This is a genomic window from Muricoccus vinaceus (genome assembly GCF_042433125.1).
Lineage (GTDB): Bacteria > Pseudomonadota > Alphaproteobacteria > Acetobacterales > Acetobacteraceae > Roseomonas > Roseomonas vinacea.
In genome coordinates this window covers 13,379-29,229 of record NZ_JBHLVZ010000037.1, presented here as the reverse complement: position 1 = coordinate 29,229, position 15,851 = coordinate 13,379, and the positions used below count along the sequence as shown (strand labels likewise).

The 15,851-nt window shown below is 72.8% G+C and carries 17 protein-coding genes and 1 tRNA gene; 7 read left to right on the top strand and 11 right to left on the bottom strand.

Annotated features, from left to right (window positions below):
* Positions 1-65 precede the first annotated feature (65 nt).
* The 7 genes from hemC to ACFFIC_RS14340 all read left to right on the top strand — a co-directional run bounded on the left by hemC (position 66) and on the right by ACFFIC_RS14340 (position 6,221).
* Positions 66-1,082, top strand: coding sequence for a hydroxymethylbilane synthase (hemC, locus tag ACFFIC_RS14370; protein WP_377051461.1), 1,017 nt, complete (start codon positions 66-68; stop codon positions 1,080-1,082).
* Positions 1,083-1,087: 5 nt separating this feature from the next.
* Positions 1,088-1,855, top strand: coding sequence for a uroporphyrinogen-III synthase (locus tag ACFFIC_RS14365; protein WP_377051459.1), 768 nt, complete (start codon positions 1,088-1,090; stop codon positions 1,853-1,855).
* 10 nt (positions 1,856-1,865) lie between these two features.
* Positions 1,866-3,530: a COG4223 family protein gene (locus ACFFIC_RS14360; RefSeq protein ID WP_377051457.1), complete on the top strand. Its 1,665-nt coding sequence runs from the start codon at positions 1,866-1,868 to the stop codon at positions 3,528-3,530.
* On the top strand, positions 3,530-4,831 hold the full coding sequence (locus tag ACFFIC_RS14355; protein ID WP_377051455.1) for a heme biosynthesis HemY N-terminal domain-containing protein: 1,302 nt from the start codon (positions 3,530-3,532) through the stop codon (positions 4,829-4,831). Before ACFFIC_RS14360 ends, ACFFIC_RS14355 begins: the two co-directional genes overlap by 1 nt.
* A 105-nt stretch (positions 4,832-4,936) precedes the next feature.
* Positions 4,937-5,011 (top strand) — tRNA-Thr (locus tag ACFFIC_RS14350).
* A gap of 56 nt (positions 5,012-5,067) precedes the next feature.
* Positions 5,068-5,841, top strand: coding sequence for a trypsin-like serine peptidase (locus ACFFIC_RS14345; RefSeq protein ID WP_377051453.1), 774 nt, complete (start codon positions 5,068-5,070; stop codon positions 5,839-5,841).
* A gap of 203 nt (positions 5,842-6,044) precedes the next feature.
* Positions 6,045-6,221: a hypothetical protein gene (locus ACFFIC_RS14340; protein ID WP_377051451.1), complete on the top strand. Its 177-nt coding sequence runs from the start codon at positions 6,045-6,047 to the stop codon at positions 6,219-6,221.
* Between the two features lie 90 nt (positions 6,222-6,311).
* Here ACFFIC_RS14340 and ACFFIC_RS14335 read toward each other — a convergent pair whose 3' ends face one another.
* The 11 genes from ACFFIC_RS14335 to ACFFIC_RS14285 all read right to left on the bottom strand — a co-directional run bounded on the left by ACFFIC_RS14335 (position 6,312) and on the right by ACFFIC_RS14285 (position 15,793).
* Positions 6,312-6,698 (bottom strand): hypothetical protein, encoded by a 387-nt coding sequence (locus ACFFIC_RS14335; RefSeq protein ID WP_377051449.1) that lies wholly within the window; start codon positions 6,696-6,698, stop codon positions 6,312-6,314.
* A 124-nt stretch (positions 6,699-6,822) separates the two neighbouring features.
* A complete protein-coding gene (locus ACFFIC_RS14330; RefSeq protein WP_377051447.1) occupies positions 6,823-7,845 on the bottom strand; it encodes a hemin-degrading factor in 1,023 nt (340 codons plus the stop codon).
* Between the two features lie 99 nt (positions 7,846-7,944).
* Entirely contained in the window at positions 7,945-8,979 is a 1,035-nt protein-coding gene (locus ACFFIC_RS14325; RefSeq protein WP_377051445.1) for a 5-methyltetrahydropteroyltriglutamate--homocysteine methyltransferase, read from the bottom strand.
* 2 nt (positions 8,980-8,981) lie between these two features.
* On the bottom strand, positions 8,982-9,353 hold the full coding sequence (locus tag ACFFIC_RS14320) for a nuclear transport factor 2 family protein (RefSeq protein WP_377051443.1): 372 nt from the start codon (positions 9,351-9,353) through the stop codon (positions 8,982-8,984).
* 10 nt (positions 9,354-9,363) lie between these two features.
* Positions 9,364-10,263 (bottom strand): NAD(P)-dependent oxidoreductase, encoded by a 900-nt coding sequence (locus tag ACFFIC_RS14315; protein WP_377051441.1) that lies wholly within the window; start codon positions 10,261-10,263, stop codon positions 9,364-9,366.
* A 15-nt stretch (positions 10,264-10,278) separates the two neighbouring features.
* Positions 10,279-11,010 (bottom strand): ABC transporter ATP-binding protein, encoded by a 732-nt coding sequence (locus ACFFIC_RS14310; protein WP_377051439.1) that lies wholly within the window; start codon positions 11,008-11,010, stop codon positions 10,279-10,281.
* The gene (locus ACFFIC_RS14305; protein WP_377051437.1) at positions 11,000-11,713 is read right to left on the bottom strand and encodes an ABC transporter ATP-binding protein; all 714 of its coding nucleotides are present in this window, start codon (positions 11,711-11,713) and stop codon (positions 11,000-11,002) included. Before ACFFIC_RS14305 ends, ACFFIC_RS14310 begins: the two co-directional genes overlap by 11 nt.
* A complete protein-coding gene (locus ACFFIC_RS14300; RefSeq protein ID WP_377051435.1) occupies positions 11,710-12,690 on the bottom strand; it encodes a branched-chain amino acid ABC transporter permease in 981 nt (326 codons plus the stop codon). The genes ACFFIC_RS14305 and ACFFIC_RS14300 overlap by 4 nt, the downstream gene beginning before the upstream one ends.
* Entirely contained in the window at positions 12,687-13,568 is an 882-nt protein-coding gene (locus ACFFIC_RS14295) for a branched-chain amino acid ABC transporter permease (RefSeq protein ID WP_377051433.1), read from the bottom strand. The genes ACFFIC_RS14300 and ACFFIC_RS14295 overlap by 4 nt, the downstream gene beginning before the upstream one ends.
* Complete coding sequence (locus tag ACFFIC_RS14290; RefSeq protein WP_377051431.1) at positions 13,568-14,833, bottom strand: amino acid ABC transporter substrate-binding protein; 1,266 nt, start codon at positions 14,831-14,833, stop codon at positions 13,568-13,570. The genes ACFFIC_RS14295 and ACFFIC_RS14290 overlap by 1 nt, the downstream gene beginning before the upstream one ends.
* 54 nt (positions 14,834-14,887) lie before the next feature.
* Positions 14,888-15,793 carry a dioxygenase family protein gene (locus tag ACFFIC_RS14285; RefSeq protein WP_377051429.1) on the bottom strand — a complete coding sequence of 302 codons (906 nt, stop codon included), beginning with the start codon at positions 15,791-15,793 and terminating at the stop codon, positions 14,888-14,890.
* Positions 15,794-15,851 lie beyond the last annotated feature (58 nt).

Genomic DNA, 15,851 nt, shown 5'->3' with positions numbered 1-15,851 from the left:
TCGACGCGCGGCAGAATCGTGCGAGGGCCGTTTCCGGGCACGCGCGATCTGCTCTAAGAGGCCGCATGTCGCTCGCTCGCCCTGCCTCTTCGGGCGGTCCGGCCCCGGAATCCCCGCGGGTGCGGCCGCATGTGCGATCCCTTCCCCTTCGCGTGGGAACGCGGGGATCGCCGCTCGCGCTTTGGCAGACCCGCTGCTTCGTGGGCATGGTGACGCATTTCTGCCCTGTGCTCCGCGCGGCGAATGCCTTCGAGGAGCACGTGATCAACACCTCGGGCGACCGCATCCAGGACCGGCGCCTGGCCGACCTCGGCGGCAAGGGGCTCTTCGCCAAGGAGATCCACGAGGCGCTGCTGGACCACCGCATCGACTTCGCGGTGCACAGCCTGAAGGACCTGGAAACCGAGATGCCGCCGGGGGTGGTGCTCGCCTGCACCCTCAAGCGCGAGGACAGCCGGGACGTGCTGATCCCGGGGCCGGGCATGGCGGCGCTGGACCCCGCGGACCCCATCGGCAGCATCCCGGCCGGCACGCGGCTGGGCACCGCCAGCCTGCGGCGCCAGGCGCAGGTGCTGCACGTCCGCCCGGACCTGAAGGTCGGCATGATCCGCGGCAACATCCAGAGCCGCCTGCGCAAGCTGGCCGAGGGCGAGGCCGGCGCGACCCTGCTGGCGCTGGCGGGACTGCGCCGCATGGATCTCTCGCCGGAGGGGATGGTGGTGCTGGACCCGGAGGCCATGGTGCCCGCGGCCGGGCAGGGCATCATCGGCGTGACCGTGCGCGCCGAGGACACGGAGCTGCATGAGCTGCTGGGCGGGATCGAGGACCGCGAGGCGCGCGCCGTGTCCCGTGCCGAGCGGGGGCTCCTGGCGGCGCTGGACGGCTCCTGCCGCACGCCGATCGGCGGCCACGCGCGCCTGCTGCCGGACGGGCGGCTGCACCTGACCGGCCTGGTCGCGCGGCCGGACGGCACCTTTCTGCTCAAGCGCAGCCTGCATGGGCCTGCCGCCGATGCCCAGCGCATCGGGGAAGAGCTGGGCGCCAGCCTGCGCGCGGACAGCCCGGCGGACATCTTTGGCTGAAGCCCTTGCCTGAAACGGGCGCCGGCCCGCCCGGCTGCCTGATCACGCGGCCGGAGCCCGGTGCCGCCGCCACGGCCGCGCGGGTTGCCGCGCTGGGCTGGTGGCCGGTGCTCGCGCCGGCCCTGCACCTCTCGCCCCTGCCCATGCGGCCTGCCCCGGGCGCGAGGGCCGTGCTGGTGACCAGCACGGCCGCCATGCCTTCCCTGGCCGCGGCCGCTCCGCCCGGCCTTCCCCTGCTGGCGGTGGGGGAGGGCACGGCCGAATCGGCGCGGGCCGCCGGGTTCACGGATGTCTCGGCCGCGGCCGGCAACGCGGATTCCCTCGCGGCGCTGGCCGGCAGCCGCCTGGCACCGGGGGAGGGGCCGATTTTGCTGGCGGCCGGGCGCGGCTACGGCGACGATCTGGCCGAGGCCCTCGCGGCGCGCGGCTTCGACGTGATCCGGCGGGATGCCTACGCCGCCTGCGACGCCCGGGACCTCCCCGGACCGGCGCGCGTGGCGCTGGCGGCCGGGCGGGTGCGGGCGGCGTTGTTTCTTTCGCCCCGCAGCGCCAGCACGGCGGTTTCGCTGCTGCGGGAGGCCGGCTTGTGCGGCGCGGCAACCGCCATCCGCGCCGTGGCGTTGAGCGGCCGCGTGGCGCGTGCCCTGGATGCCCTTCCGGAAGGTCTCTCCTGGGGGGGACTGGACGTGGCATCGCGACCGGATCACGACGCATTATTGGGGCTGCTCGGCCCCGCGCCCCCGCTGGCCTCCCACGCCCGACCAGAAGGATGACCCCGACCTCATGAGCGACAAGCCCAGCACCCCCGCCGGGGGGCCCGGCGCAAAGGGCCGGACCGGGTCGGAGAATCTCGGCAAGGGCGGCAAGACCGGCGGCGCGAGCAATCCGGCCGGCAAGGACGCGACGGCGCCCGCGCAGCCCGTGCGCACGGCCGCGGAGATGGCCTCGCCCGATGGGGGCGCTTCCTCCACGGGCACGGCTGGCGCGTCGGCTTCCTCCGCGGCCGCGGCCTCCGCGGGCATGCCACCGGGGGCCTCGCCTGCCGGAACCTCGCCTGCCGGAGCCTCGTCCGCCGGCACCGCGTCCCCGGGCATGTCCCCGGCCTCGCCCGCTCCTTCGGCGGCACGCCCCACGATGCCCGCCACCAGCGCGCCCCTGCCGCGCCCTCCCGCTTCTCCCGCCAAGCGCTTCGAGCCGGCCATCCTGCCGATCGGCGCCGCGCTGATCGTGCTGGTGGGGGCCGTGGCTTATCTTCTCTCCAGCCCGCGCGAGCAGCAGGCTTCGCCGGTGGCCCAGCAGCAGGCCGATGCCGCGCGGATGAGCGCTGTGGACCAGCGGATCTCGGCGTTGGAGACCCGGCCCTCCGCCGCCGGTCTGGCCGAGCGCGCCGCCGCGACCGAGCGGCGCCTGGACGCGGCCGAAACCACGGTCCGCGAACTGGGCGCGAAGCCGATGGTGGACCCGGAGGCCCGCGCCGGCCTGACCGCCGCCAACGCCGCCGCCGAGGCGGCCCGCAGCGCCGCCAACGAGGCGCGCCAGCGGCTGGAGGAGCGCATCGGCGCCCTCGACGCCCGCACGCAGGAGGAGGCGCGGCGTACCGAGGCGCGCATCGCGGCGCTCGACACCCGCACCCAGGAGGACGCGCGCCGCACGGAGGCACGGATCGCCCAGGCCGAGGCGACGCTCGCCAACCGCCTCACCGGCGCCGAGCAGGCCCTGGCCGCCCGCGTGACCGCGGCCGAGCAGGCCTTCGCGCCGCGGCTTGAGGCGTTGGACACCGCCCTGAAGCAGCGCGTGGAGGCCGCGGGCCAGGCCGTGACGCAGCGGCTGGACGCGGCCGGGAAGAGCCTGGACGAGCGGCTTTCCGCCGCCGAGGCCGGCGTGAACGAGCGCATGGGCCGGCAGGAGGCGGCGCTCGCCCAGCGCGTGCAGCAGTTCGAGGGGCGCCTGGCCCAGGCCGAGGCCGCCGAGCGGCGCCTGAGCGCGCTGGCGGCGCGCGGCACGATCCAGGCCGCGCTGGAGGCCGGGCGCCCGCTCGGCCGAGCGCTGTCGGGCCTGCCCGGCACGCCGCCCGTGGCGCTCAGCCGCTACCGCGACGCCGCGCCGCCCACCGAATCGGCGCTGCGCCTTTCCTTCGAGGATGCCGCGCGCGCCGCCCGCCTGGCCGCCGAGCCGCAGGGGCAATCCGTGGCCGATACCGCGCTGTCGCGCCTGCAGGGCCTCGTGACCGTTCGCCGCGGCGAGCAGGTGGTGGTCGGCGACGCCGTTTCGGGCGAGCTGGAGCGGGCGCGGCGCTCGCTGGAAGCGGGCGACCTGACCGGTGCCGTGGAGCGGCTGGAGAAGCTGCCCGACCCATCGCGCAACGCCATGGCCGGCTGGATCGGCCAGGCGCGGGAGCTTGTGGAAGCGCGCGCGGCCGTCCGTGACCTCGGCGCGGGGGGCAACTGATGCTTCGCGCGATCTGGCTGCTGATCCTCCTCGCCGTCGGGGTCTGGGCGGCGCTCTTCCTCCGCCAGATGGGCGGAACCGTGGAGATCAGCGTCGGCAGCACCTTCATCGGCATCCCCGTGTGGCTGGGGCTGCTGGTGCTGGTGGTGGGCTTCGTGGTGCTGCACGGCATCCTTTCCGCCTGGAAGTCGATCCGCGGCTGGCCGGCGCGGCTGCGCGCCCGCCGGGCCGAGCGGCACCGGCGCGACGGCGACGCCGCCGTGACGCGCGCCCTGGTGGCGCTGGCCGCCGGCACGCCCGACCAAGCCCGGCTGGAGATCCGCCGCGCCCGCGGGCTGCTGGGCGACACGCCGCACACCCTGCTGCTGACCGCCGAGGCCGAGCGCATGGCCGGCCGCAACGACGCCGCCAACGAGGCCTTCCGCGCCCTGGCGGCGCGCGATGACGGCAAGTTCCTGGGCCTGCGCGGCCTGCTGCGGGACGCCATGCAGCGCGAGGACTGGCCCGCCGCCCAGCGCCTGGCGCGCGAGGCCGAGGCCGCCCAGCCGGGTGCCGCCTGGGTCAAGGAGGAGCGCGCGGCGCTGGCGCTGCGCACGCGGGACTGGCGGGAGGCGCTGGCGCTCTCGCCCCCCGGCCAGCTCAGCGGGCACCGCCGTGCGGCGCTGGCGCTTTCCGCCGCCCTGCAGGAGCCCGAGCCCGCCAAGGCCGCCGCGCTGGAGAAGGAGGCCCTTTCGGCCGATCCCGGCTTCGCCCCGGCCGCCCTGGCGGTGGCCCGCCGGCAGACGGCGGAGGGCAGCCCGCGCCGTGCCAAGACCACGCTGCAAACCGCCTGGACCGTGGCGCCGCACCCGGATCTCGCCGCCGCTTACCTGGGCGAGGAGGCCGATGCGCTGGCCCGCGTGAAGGCCGCCGAGGCGCTGACGCACGACAACCGCGCCCATCCCGAGAGCCGGCTGGTGCTGGGCCGCACGGCCCTGGCCGCCGGGCTGACCGGCCGGGCGCGGGCGGAGCTGGAGGGGTTGGTTTCCTCCGGCACCGCCGACCGCCGCGCCTATCTGGCGATGGTGGACATGGACGCGGTGGAGCTGGGCGACAGCGCCGTCGGCCGCGCGGCCGAGGCCAAGTGGCTGCGCGCCGCCGCCGCCGCCCCGCCGGAGCCGCGCTGGCAGTGCCTTTCGTGCGGGACCGGCCATTCGGCCTGGGAGCCGCTCTGCGAGGCCTGCGGCACGCCGGGCCGGATCGAATGGACCGGCGCGGCGTCGGCAAAGGCCGAGAAGGGCGCGGTGACGGCCGCCGGATAGCGCCGTCTTTGGCCGAACCCGCGCTGCGGTGTTGCCGCGCGGCGCGGGTGCGGCTAGAAGGCGCCGCACCGCGTCGCGCCGGAGCGATCCGCCGCGCGGCACAGGGCCGGGTTAGCACAGCGGTAGTGCAATCGATTCGTAATCGATAGGTCGCGAGTTCGATTCTCGCACCCGGCACCATTCCCCTCCGTGGGTATTGCGTTCCCTCATCGTCCCTGCGGCAAGGAGCGGAAGCTTTGCGTCCGACGCGTGGGCTGACGGCGCGCGCGGCCCTCTGGTTCCGCGCAGCCTTCCTTGTTTCCCTGCCGGTCAGCGCGGCCTCGGCCCGCGAGCCCGTGATCCCGCGTGCCGAACTCCCCGGCATCGGCTCGGTAGACCCGCGGCGCCCCGTGGACTCCGCCAGCATGCCCTGGTCCGCGCTGGGCCGGGTGCAGACCGAACTCGGGGGCCGCTGCACGGGCACGCTGATCGCCCCGCGCACGGTGCTCACCGCCGCGCACTGCCTCGTGTCGCCGCGATCCGGCGGATGGGTAAGGCCGGCCTCCGTGCACTTCCTCCTGGGTTACCGGCAAGGAGCCTGGACGGGGATGGCGCGCGCGGTGTCCTTTGTGTCCGGCCCGGGCTTCGACGCCGGTTCGCGCTCGCCTGCATCAGCGGATTGGGCGCTGCTGACCCTGGACGTGGCGCCGGGGCACGGTGCCCCGCTGCCGCTCCTCCGGGACATCCCGGCGGCGGGCACGCCCGTTTTGCTCGGTGGCTACCAGCAGGACCGGCCCGAGGTGCTGATGGCCGATACGGGCTGCCAGGTGCTCGGCCTGTGGCGCAGGGAGAGGACAACCTTGCTGGTGCATGGCTGCGCGGGCACGCGGGGTGCGAGCGGCGCGCCGCTGCTGGTGGGGCAGCGGGGCGGGGGATGGGCGGTGGCGGGTGTGGCCGTGGCCGTCACGCGAGGCCAGGCCCAGGGCGTGGCGGTGCCCGCGGCTGTGCTGCGACAGGTGCTTGAGGAGTGAGGAAGCGGCCCTGTGCGTGAAGTCCGGTCGGGTGCTGGAGGCTTGAGCCCGGACATGCGTCCGCTCCTGGTAGGGGCACGGCGGAGACGCTGAGCGCCGGTCCGCACTGTGGAATGATCACCGACCTGTCATCGAATGCCGATCGATACGAAGCCCGCGGATCGAAGTTACCAAACCGTTGAATTCCTCAACGGAGGTCAAGAATGCGACTGCTTCCTGTGCTGGCGGCCCTGGCCGCGTCCATGGCCCTGACGGCCTGCACGCTCAACACGGCGCCCGCGAATCCGCCGCCCTCCGCCACCGTCATCACGCCCGCGCCGGCTCCGGCACCGATGATGATGGCGCCGGCCCCCTCCAGCCCGGCCGTGATCGTCCGCTGATCGCGTGATCTCCAGGAGGCACCGGCATTGCCGGGGCCTCCTGGCCTTTCCCAAGGACTCGCCCCTAACCCGCCTTGCGCCGGAGGCGGATCAGCGCACCGCCAGCACGCTCCGCCGGCCGAGGTCGCCGGGTGCGGCGTGGACCACGAAGCGCCCTCGTCCGTCGTCCGCGGTGGGTAACAGGGCAAACCACATTGTATCCCGCGCGCCATTGCCGAAGCGCGCCTTGGCGCGGCACAGGACCAGGCCCGGACGGGTCGCCCCGGGCATTTCCGCCCGCTGGGCGGGGCCGAGTTCCTCCAACCGCAGACCGGCCCGCCCCGCCGGTCCAGCCTCGAAGGCCTGCCATGCGCCGGGCGTCGCCTCGGCGCAGCGGTCTCTCTCCCCCGCCGCATGCCGTGCGCCGGTGATCTGCAGGGCCGTGAAGCCGGCCGTGCCGATCAGCAGGACGACGAACAGGATGCCGAGTGCCTTCATGCGGCGCGCCGGCATTTCTGCGGCCCCGATGCTCCGGCCGTTCTGGCTGTCCCCGTCATGTCCCGGAGCATGGCATAAAGGCCAGCGAAAAGAAACGAAACCGATACGAAATGAGCCGGCGTCGTTATGCGGCCGCCTCGATCGGCCGCTCCGCCACGGCTGCGGCGAGCGCGCGCCAATCCTCGCGTTCCGCCTGGCCGGGCTTGCGTGCGCCGAACAGCAGCGTGACGGGTGCGCCATGGGCGTCCAGCAACTCGATGCTGGTCACCGGTCCGTCGGCCGTCGGCTTCACCACGCGCCAGGCCTCCGCCACGCCTCCCTCCCGCAGGTGAAGGTTGAAGTCGGGGTCCAGTACGTTGAACCAGCCGGGAATGTCCACCAGCCGCTGCACCGGGCCCGTATGGATCTGGATGGCGTGGCGGTTGCCCACGAACACCATCACGGGCACCTCGCCCGAGGCCGCCAAGCGCAGCGCGGCCGAGCCCGCATGCGTGTCCAGCCGCCGCGCGAGGTCGTCCCCCACCAGGCGGAAGGCCTGGCGCCGGGTTGCCTTGTGGCGGCGGAGCAGGGTGATGAAGTCGTGCGTGTCGCGCAGCGCCAGCCAGTCCTCGCGCAGCGTCTTGGCATCCACCAGCCCTTCGGTGGGTGCGGCGCGCGGGCTGGGCGTGGCGGGCGGCGGCGGCGCCTCGTCCACCGCGAACTCCGCGAGAACGCTCGCCCAGGCATCGCGGTTGGTGTGCCCGGTGGCGAAGACCTTGTGGACGGCCTCACCGTCCTTGTCGAAGACCTGGATGGAGGGGCGCTCGCCGTCCAGCGCATAGGCATTGGCCCAGGCGCCCGGGAACAGCCGCAGGTCGATCTCCGGGCCCAGCACCAGGATGTGCCCGGGGCCGGCGGAAACATTGGCGAAGCTGCCATGGCGCTCGTGCACCGCGTGCTCGTTGCGGGTCAGGGCCATGATGCGGCCGAGCCGTGGCAGGGCGCCGACCAGCGCCGCCCAGTCGCGCCGGAGAAGGGTGGCCGGTCCCTCCGCCCCGATGGCGACCAGCGCGGCCTCGGTGGTGCCGAGGGCCGCGGCGGCATCGCGGATGCGGAGCCGCGGCGCATCCCGCCTCAACTGCTCAAAGCGCGCGCGGAGGTCCGTCATCCCAGGTCTCCCGCCCCTCCGCCATCGGGGCGGAACGGCCGGGGAAGAGTTTGCGACCGAACCGGCCGGCCGCAAGCCCTGGTTCGCTTCGGCCCTGTTTCAGCCCGCGAGCTCGCGCCGCACCATGGCGGCGCCTTCGGCCATGGCGCGCAGCTTGCCGAAGGCCCGGTCGCGGGGCAGGTACTTCATGCCGCAGTCGGGTGCGACGACCATGCGCTCCGCCGGCAGGCGCTTCAGCGCGGCGCGGATGCGCCCCGCCACCACCTCCGCCGTTTCCACCTCGGCGCTGCCCAGGTCGATCACGCCGAGCATGATGGTCTTGCCCGAAAGCTCGTCCAGCACGGAAAGGTCCAGCTTCGGCTGCGCGGCCTCGATCGAGATCTGGGCCGCCGTGCAGTCGGCGAGCTGCGGCAGGAAGGAGTAGCCGGAGGGCTTGTCCTTCACCACGGCGGCATAGCCGAAGCAGAGGTGCACCACCGTGTCTCCCTCGATCCCCTCCAGCGCGCGGTTGAGTGCGCGCACCCCGAAGCGGGCGGCGGCCTCGGGGCGGGCCTGCATCCAGGGCTCGTCGATCTGGATCACGTCCACGCCGGCGGCCTTGAGGTCGCGTGCCTCGGCGTTCACGGCGGCGGCGTAGTCCATCGCCATCGCCTCCTCGTCCCGGTAGTGCTCGTCATGGGCCTGCTGGGACATGGTGAAGGGGCCGGGCAGGGTGATCTTGGTGCGCCGGTCGGTGTTGGCCACCAGGAACTCCACGTCGCGCACCTCCACCGGGCGCGTGCGGCGGATGGGGCCGACCACGCGGGGCACCATGGTCTCCTTGCCCGCGCGGCCCATGGTGCGGGCGGGGTTGTCCAGGTCCACGCCGTCGAGCGCGAGGGCGAAGCGGTTGGAGTAGCTTTCGCGCCGGATCTCGCCGTCGGTCACGATGTCGATGCCGGCGCGCTCCATGTCGCGGATGGCCAGGATCGTGGCGTCGTCCTGCGCGCCTTCCAGCGCGTCCTCGGCCACGCGCCACATGCCCTTCATCCGCACGCGCGGCACCAGGTTCTGCGCCAGCACCGCGCGGTCCACCAGCCAGTCCGGCTGCGGGTAGCTGCCGACGACGGTGGTGGGGAGAAGGGTCTTGGTCATGTCTAGGCCTTGGGAAGCGATGTGGGCTGGTAGGCGAGGAGCCGCCACGCATCGCCTTCCTTCGCCCAGAGGGCAAGGGTCATGGCGGCGATCTCGCGCTCGCCGCCATAGCGGTGGACACGGGCGCTCATGCGGCCGAGCGCGGCGGCGGCGGCGGGGCCGGCTTCCAGCACCGTCTCGGTCTGGAAGTCGATCTGGAGGTATCTCAGGCTGCCGTCGGTCAGGGTCGCGAGGTAGCTGTCCTTGCTGTCCGTGGTCGCGTTGGAATGGGCATAGACCAGCCGGTCCGACAGCAGCGCGCCGAGGCCCTTCGTGTCGCCGGCCAGCATGGCGGCATAGCGGCGCGCCTCGAGCGCGCGGATCTCGTCTTGCATGGGAGTGTCCTCAGCGGGGATTGGGCGCGAGCAGCCGCTCGGGCCAGGTGGCGACGCGGAAGAAGTCGAGCCCGCCCTCGCCGGATGCCTGGTAAGCCGCCGCGAACTGGCGGGCCATGGCCGAGAGCGGCATGGGCGCGCCCTCCCTCTGGCCGACCGCGAGCGCGAGGTCGAGGTCCTTGGCGACGAGGTCCACGTCGGCCGCCGGAGTCCAATCGCGGTTCTTCAGCATCTCCGCCTTGTAGGCCAGGAGCGGCGAGGCGACGACGCTGTGCGACAGCGCGTCCACCATGGCCGGCCAGTCGAGGCCGAGGCGCCCGCCGAAGGCCAGGGCCTCGCCGATGATGGCGGGCGTCATGGCGACGACCATGTTGACCATCAGCTTCACCGCGCGCGCCTCCTCGGCCGGGCCGCAGCGCAGCGTCTCGCGGCCGAGCACGCCGAGCAGCGGCGCGCAGCGGTCGAGCGCGGCATCCGGGCCCGAGGCGAAGATGGTCAGCGCGCCGGCGGCGGCCGTGCTGGTGCTGCCTGAAACCGGGCAGCGCAGGTAGTCGGCCCCGCGCGCCGCCATGCATTCCGCCACCCGGGCGGAGGCGGCGGGGGAGACGGTGCTGAGGTCGATCAGCACCTGCCCCGGCCGCATGGTCTCCACCAGGCCGCCCGGGCCGGTGACGACCGAGAGCAGGGCAAGGTCGTTCGGCACCATGGAGAGGAGGATGTCCGCCTCCTCCGCCAGCGCCGCGGCAGTCACGGCGGGCTTCGCCCCGGCCGCCGCCATCGGCGCCAGCCGCGCGGGGTCCGTATCGGTCACCGACAGCGCGGCCCCTGCCTCCATCAGCCGCTGGCAGAGCGGCGTGCCCATGCGGCCGACGCCAATCCAGCCGAGCTTCCAGCCCTCCAGTGCAGCCATGCTCAGAGCCCCCTCTCAGAGACCAAGATAGAACTTGCGGACGAGGTCGCTGTCGCCGAGCGCGGCGGGGCTGTCCCCCTGGAACTCCACATGGCCGTGCACCAGCACGTAGCCGCGGTCGGCGATGCGGATGGCCTGATGGAAGTTCTGCTCGGCCATGAGCACCGTGAGGCCCAGCTTCTCCTTCAGCTCCGCGATCTTCTCGATGGTGCGGGCGACCAGGATGGGGGCGAGGCCCACGGAGGGCTCATCGACCAGCAGGATCTTGGGGGCGCACATCACCGCGCGGCCGAGCGCCACCATCTGCTGCTCGCCGCCGCTCATGCTGCCGACCGCCTGGCTGCGGCGCTCCTTCAGCCGGGGGAAGGCGTCGTAGCAGAACTCCAGGTGGCGCGGGATGGCAGGGCGGGCGGCGCGGCGATAGGCGCCGAGCAGGAGGTTCTCCTCCACCGACAGACGCGGGAAGAGGCGCCGCCCCTCCGGCACGATGGCGATGCCGAGATCGACGATCTCCTCGGGCGAGCGGCCGACCAGATCGGTCGTGGTGCCGTCGATGGTGGCGCTGATGCGCCCGCGCGTGGGGCGCAGCAGCCCGAGGATGCAGCGCATCAGCGTGGTCTTGCCGTTGCCGTTGGTGCCGAGAAGCGCCACGGTCTCCCCGCTGTCCACGCGCAGCGACACGCCGTCGAGCGCGCGCACGGCGCCGTAGCTGGCGTCCACGTCCTCGATCAGAAGGCTAGCGGCCAAGATAGGCCTCCTCGACCTCGGGCATGGAGAGGACGGCGCGCGGGTCCCCATCCGCCACCTTCCTGCCGGCCACCAGCACGGCGAGGCGCTGGGAGAATTCGGTGACGGCGCGCATGACGTGCTCGATCATGATGATGGTGGTGCCGCCCGCGTTCAGGCGGAACAGCAAAGCGAGGATCTGGTCCACCTCCGTGTTGGAAAGCCCGGCCATCGCCTCGTCCGCGATCAGCAGTTCGGGCTTGAGCGCCGTGGCGCGGGCCAGCTCCAGCCGGCGCAGCTCCACCTGGGTCAGCTCCTTGGGCATCCGGTTGGCTTTGGCGGCCAGTTCCACGGATTCGAGGCACTCCATGGCCCGCTCGTCCGTCGCGGCATCGCGGCCGGCATAAGCGAGCGGCACGCGGATGTTGTCGATGACCGAGAGGCCGCGGAAGGGGCGGGGAAGCTGGAAGGTGCGGGCCAGGCCGCGCCGCGCGCGCTCGTGCGACTTCAGCCCGGCCAGCTTCTGCCCCTTGAAGGTGAAGCCGCCGTCATGGCTGGGAAAGGCGCCCGCGAGGCAGTTGGTGAAGGTGCTCTTGCCCGAGCCGTTGGGGCCGATCAGCCCGAGTCGCTCGCCCGCGCGCACCTCCAGATCGATGCCCGACAGGGCGGTGAAGCCGCCGAAGCGCTTGCCCACGCCCTCGGCCCGCAGGACGATCTCCGTCATCGGCGCCCCCGGAACAGGCCGATGATCCCGTGCGGCGCGGCGCAGACGAAGACCACCAGCACCACGCCCACGATCATCAGGTTGCCGGCCGAGGAAATGGTGACGGTGGCCGCCTGCTGGAGCGAGGACAGCAGCACCGCCCCGATCAGCGGCCCGGCCCAGCTCGACGTGCCGCCGATCAGCGGCATGGCGATGGCGTTCACCGCGTAGGCCAGGCCAAAGGCGGAGGCGGGTTCGATATAGGAGCCGAGATAGGGCAGGGGGGCGCCCGCCACCGCCATCATCGCGCCGCTGATGCTGGTCGCGACCAGCTTCAGCCGCAGCGTGGGCACGCCCGCCGCCTCGGCCGCCGCCTCGTCGTCGCGCAGGGCGGCCAGCCCCAGGCCGAGGCGGGACTTCTCGATGGTGCGCGCGATGGCGACGGAGGCGGCGGCCAGCACCACCAGCACGGCGCACAGGAAGCCGGAATAAGTGTCGAAGGGCCAGGGCACCTCCCGCGGGCGCATCACATAGGCCCCGCGCGAGCCGCCCACATAGGACCAGTTCACCACGATGGTTTCCAGCACCACCGAGAGGCAGAGGGTGGCGATGGCGAAGTAGGCGCCGCGCAGCCGCAGCGTCAGCACGCCCGTGCCGAAGCCCAGCGCCCCGCCCACGATCGCCGCCATGCCGATGCAGGGCAGCAGGCCGAGGCCGAGCGCCTTGCCGAAGGCGACGGTGGCATAGGCCCCGGTGGCGAAGAAGGCGGCGGCGCCGAAGTTCACGTAGCCGGTGTAGCCGCCCAGGATGTTCCAGGCGGTGGCCAGCACCACGTATTGCAGCACGAAGGTCGCGGCGAAATAGGCGTACTCGCTGCCGATCCCGCGCAGCGCCAGGATCACCAGCAGCGCCACCGCGGCGGAGGCCAGCCAGAAGGTGCCGTGCCCCATGCGGCGCGGCGCCGCCAGCTTCACGGCGGGAAGGGTGGTGTCGCTCATGCCGCCCTCCCGAACAGGCCCTGGGGACGGATCGCCAGCACCAGCAGCAGGCAGCCGAAGGCGACGGCCGGCGACCAGGAGGGGCCGTAGAAGGTGGCGGTCACGTTTTCCACCACGCCGAAGGCGAGCGCCGCCAGCACGCAGCCGCCCAGCGACGACAGCCCGCCCATGATCACGATGGCGAAGACCCGCCCGATGAACACGTGGCCCGACCAGGCATCCACCGGCTGCACCACCACCAGCGCCCCGCCCGCCAGCGCCGCGAAGGCGATGGAGATGCCGAAGGCCAGGCGCTTGATCCTGGTGGGGTTGATCGCCAGCAGCCGCAGCGCCTCCCGGTCCTGCGCCACCGCCGCGATGGCGCGGCCGATGAAGGTGCGGCGGAGAAACACCGAGAGCCCGGCGATGGCCGAGAGCGCGACCAGGGCCGGCACCAGCATCCGCAGCGGCAGGTCCACCTCGCCCATGCGCCAGGTGGTGTTGGCGTAGGAGGCGTCGGCGAAGTGCTGGTCGGGGCCGACGGTCAGCACCAGCCCGACCTCGATGATGAACATGATGCCGAAGAAGAACGCGAGGCCCTGGATCGCCTCGTCGCCGCGCCGCTCGAAGAAGTGGTGGTAGGCGACGTAGAGCGCCGCCCCCAGCGCCCAGAAGGCGGGGGTCAGCAGGATGGACAGGATCAGCGGGTCGATCCCCGTCGCCCCCCAGAGAAGGGCGACGAGGATGGCGCCCAGCACCATGAAGGCGGGATGGGCGATGTTGACCACGTCGAGCATCCCGAAGGAGACGGACAGGCCCGCCGCCGCCGCGGCGTAGAGGCCGCCGAGCAGCAGGCCCGAGACGATCCCGTTGAGAAGCAGGACGAGGTCGGGGTCCATCAGGCGCCCGCCGTGAAGGGCTTGCGCAGCTCGCCCGACTTGTAGCGCGCCGGGTAGAGCACGACCTGGGTGCCCGTGCGCTTGAACTGCTCGATGCCGTTGCCCTGCACGCCCTGGTACTGGGTGTAGAGGTTGCGCTCCTCCGTCCACTCGCCCATGGCGTCGAAGCGCAGCGGGCCGATCACCGTGTCGAACTGGTTCGCGTGCATGTCCGCCGCCAGCGCCGCCTGGTCGATCTTGCCGACGCGCCTCACGGCCTGTTCCAGCACCTGCATCTGGGCATAGGCCATGGGCGGCACGTAATAGCCCAGCGCGTCCGTGTTCTCGCGGGCGGCGATGGGCTGGTAGCGGTCGATCAGCTCCTTGGTGCCCGGGAACTGCAGCGTGGGCTCGGGCGCGTAGACGTCCCACACCACCAGGTTGTTCAGGATGGGGCCGAGCTGGAGCTTCTGCGCGGTGGCGTGCGGACCGATCATCGGGCCGCCCATCATCTGAAAGTTCACGCGCTGCTCGCTGGCGGCCCGCAGCAGGCCGGCGGTGTCGGGCGGGTAGGAGCCGGCGAAGACGATGTCCGGCCGGGCCGCGGCCACCGCCCGCATGATGGGCCCGAAATCCACGGTGCTCGGCGGGTAGGCGCGGTCATACACCACGCGCAGGCCGCGCTCCTTCGCGAGAAAGCGCGCGCTCTCCGCGGTGCGCTGGTGGAAGTCGCTGTCGAGGTTCACCAGGGCGATGGTGCGCGGCCTGGGGTCCATCGACATGGCGATGTCCATGAAGCCCTTGGCGAAGGTTTCCTTCACCTGGCTGCCCGTGCAGTTCACCGAGAAGTAGCGGTCGTACTTGAAGTCGGTGTTCACGCCCGTGCCGAACAGGGACACGAAGCACATGTTCCGCTGCATCACCACGGGCATGGCCGGGGCGATGATGGCGGTGGCGTAGCCGGAGACGACCAGATCGACCTTATCGACGTCGATCAGCTTGGTGTAGATGCCCGGCACCTGCGCGCCCGAGCTCTGGTCGTCGTAGTTCACCAGCTCCACGGGGCGGCCGAGCAGCCCGCCCTTCGCGTTCACGTCCTCGGCCCAGATCTTGTGCGCGGTCAGGGCCGGGCGGCCGTTCGGGGCCAGCCCGCCCGAGAGCGACATGGAATAGCCGATGCGGATCGGCGGGCCCGAGGGCGCGGTCTGCGCGCGCGCGGTCGCCGGCACGGCGGCGGCGGCCGCCAGAGCCAGGCGGCCCATGTCCCGCCTGCTGATACCCGTCATGAACCCTCACCTCCTGCATGGCCCGGGCTTGGCGCCCGTGGCCGGTTTGAACGGCTATTCCGCCGCGATCTTGGACGGGTCGGCGCCGACGCGGCCGGTCTTGTCGTGGGCGGCGCGGCGGGCGATGTGGAAGTCGTAGTGCACGCTGGGCACGGAGGGGTCGGGCGAGCCCTCCACCCCGGTTTCCGGCCGCACCACCAGCGATTCCGACACGCCGAAGACAACATCCGAATCGATGTACTGATCGTTGCCGAGATAGAGTGCCGTGACCAGTTCCCGGTAGCCCTCGGCGCCGATCAGCATGTGGATATGGGCGGGGCGGCAGCCGTGGCGGGCCTGCGCCGTGACCATGGCGCCCACCGGCCCGTCCATCGGGATGTAGTAGCCGAGCGGGAACAGGGTGCGCACGGCGTAGCGCCCCTCGGCATCCGTGCGGAACTGGCCGCGCATGTCCATCTGGCTGGGATCGCTGGCCTGCAGGTCGTAATACCCGTCGGCGTCGGTCTGCCAGACCTCCACGATCGCGTCGGGCACGCCCTCGCCCTTCTCGTTCAGCACCCGGCCGAAGACGATCATCTCCGGGCCCTTGGCATGCACGGCGATGCTCTCGCCCATGGCGAAGGTCGGCGAGGCCTCGCGGTAGAAGGGGCCGAGCAGGCTCGCCTCCGTCGCGTCGCCCATGCGGTTGGCTTTGTCGTCCATCAGGTTCACCAGGCGCGAAAGCCCCAGCGTGTCCGACAGCAGGATGAACTCCTGCCGCGCGGGCGTGCAGGTCTGGCCGGTGCGGGTGAGGAAGCCGATGGCCTTCAGCCACTCGTCCGGCGTCAGGCGCACGTCGCGGGCGAAGTCGTGCAGGTGGCGGACGAGGCTTTCCATCACCGTCTTCATCCGCGGGTCGGCGGTGGTGGACATCTGCTCGATCACCGCGTCGGTGATGGTGTTCTGGTCCAGGTCGGCCATCTCGTCATCCTCCTCCCCGGGGCCGGTCTCGGCGGCGGTTCCCCGGCGTGTTCAACCC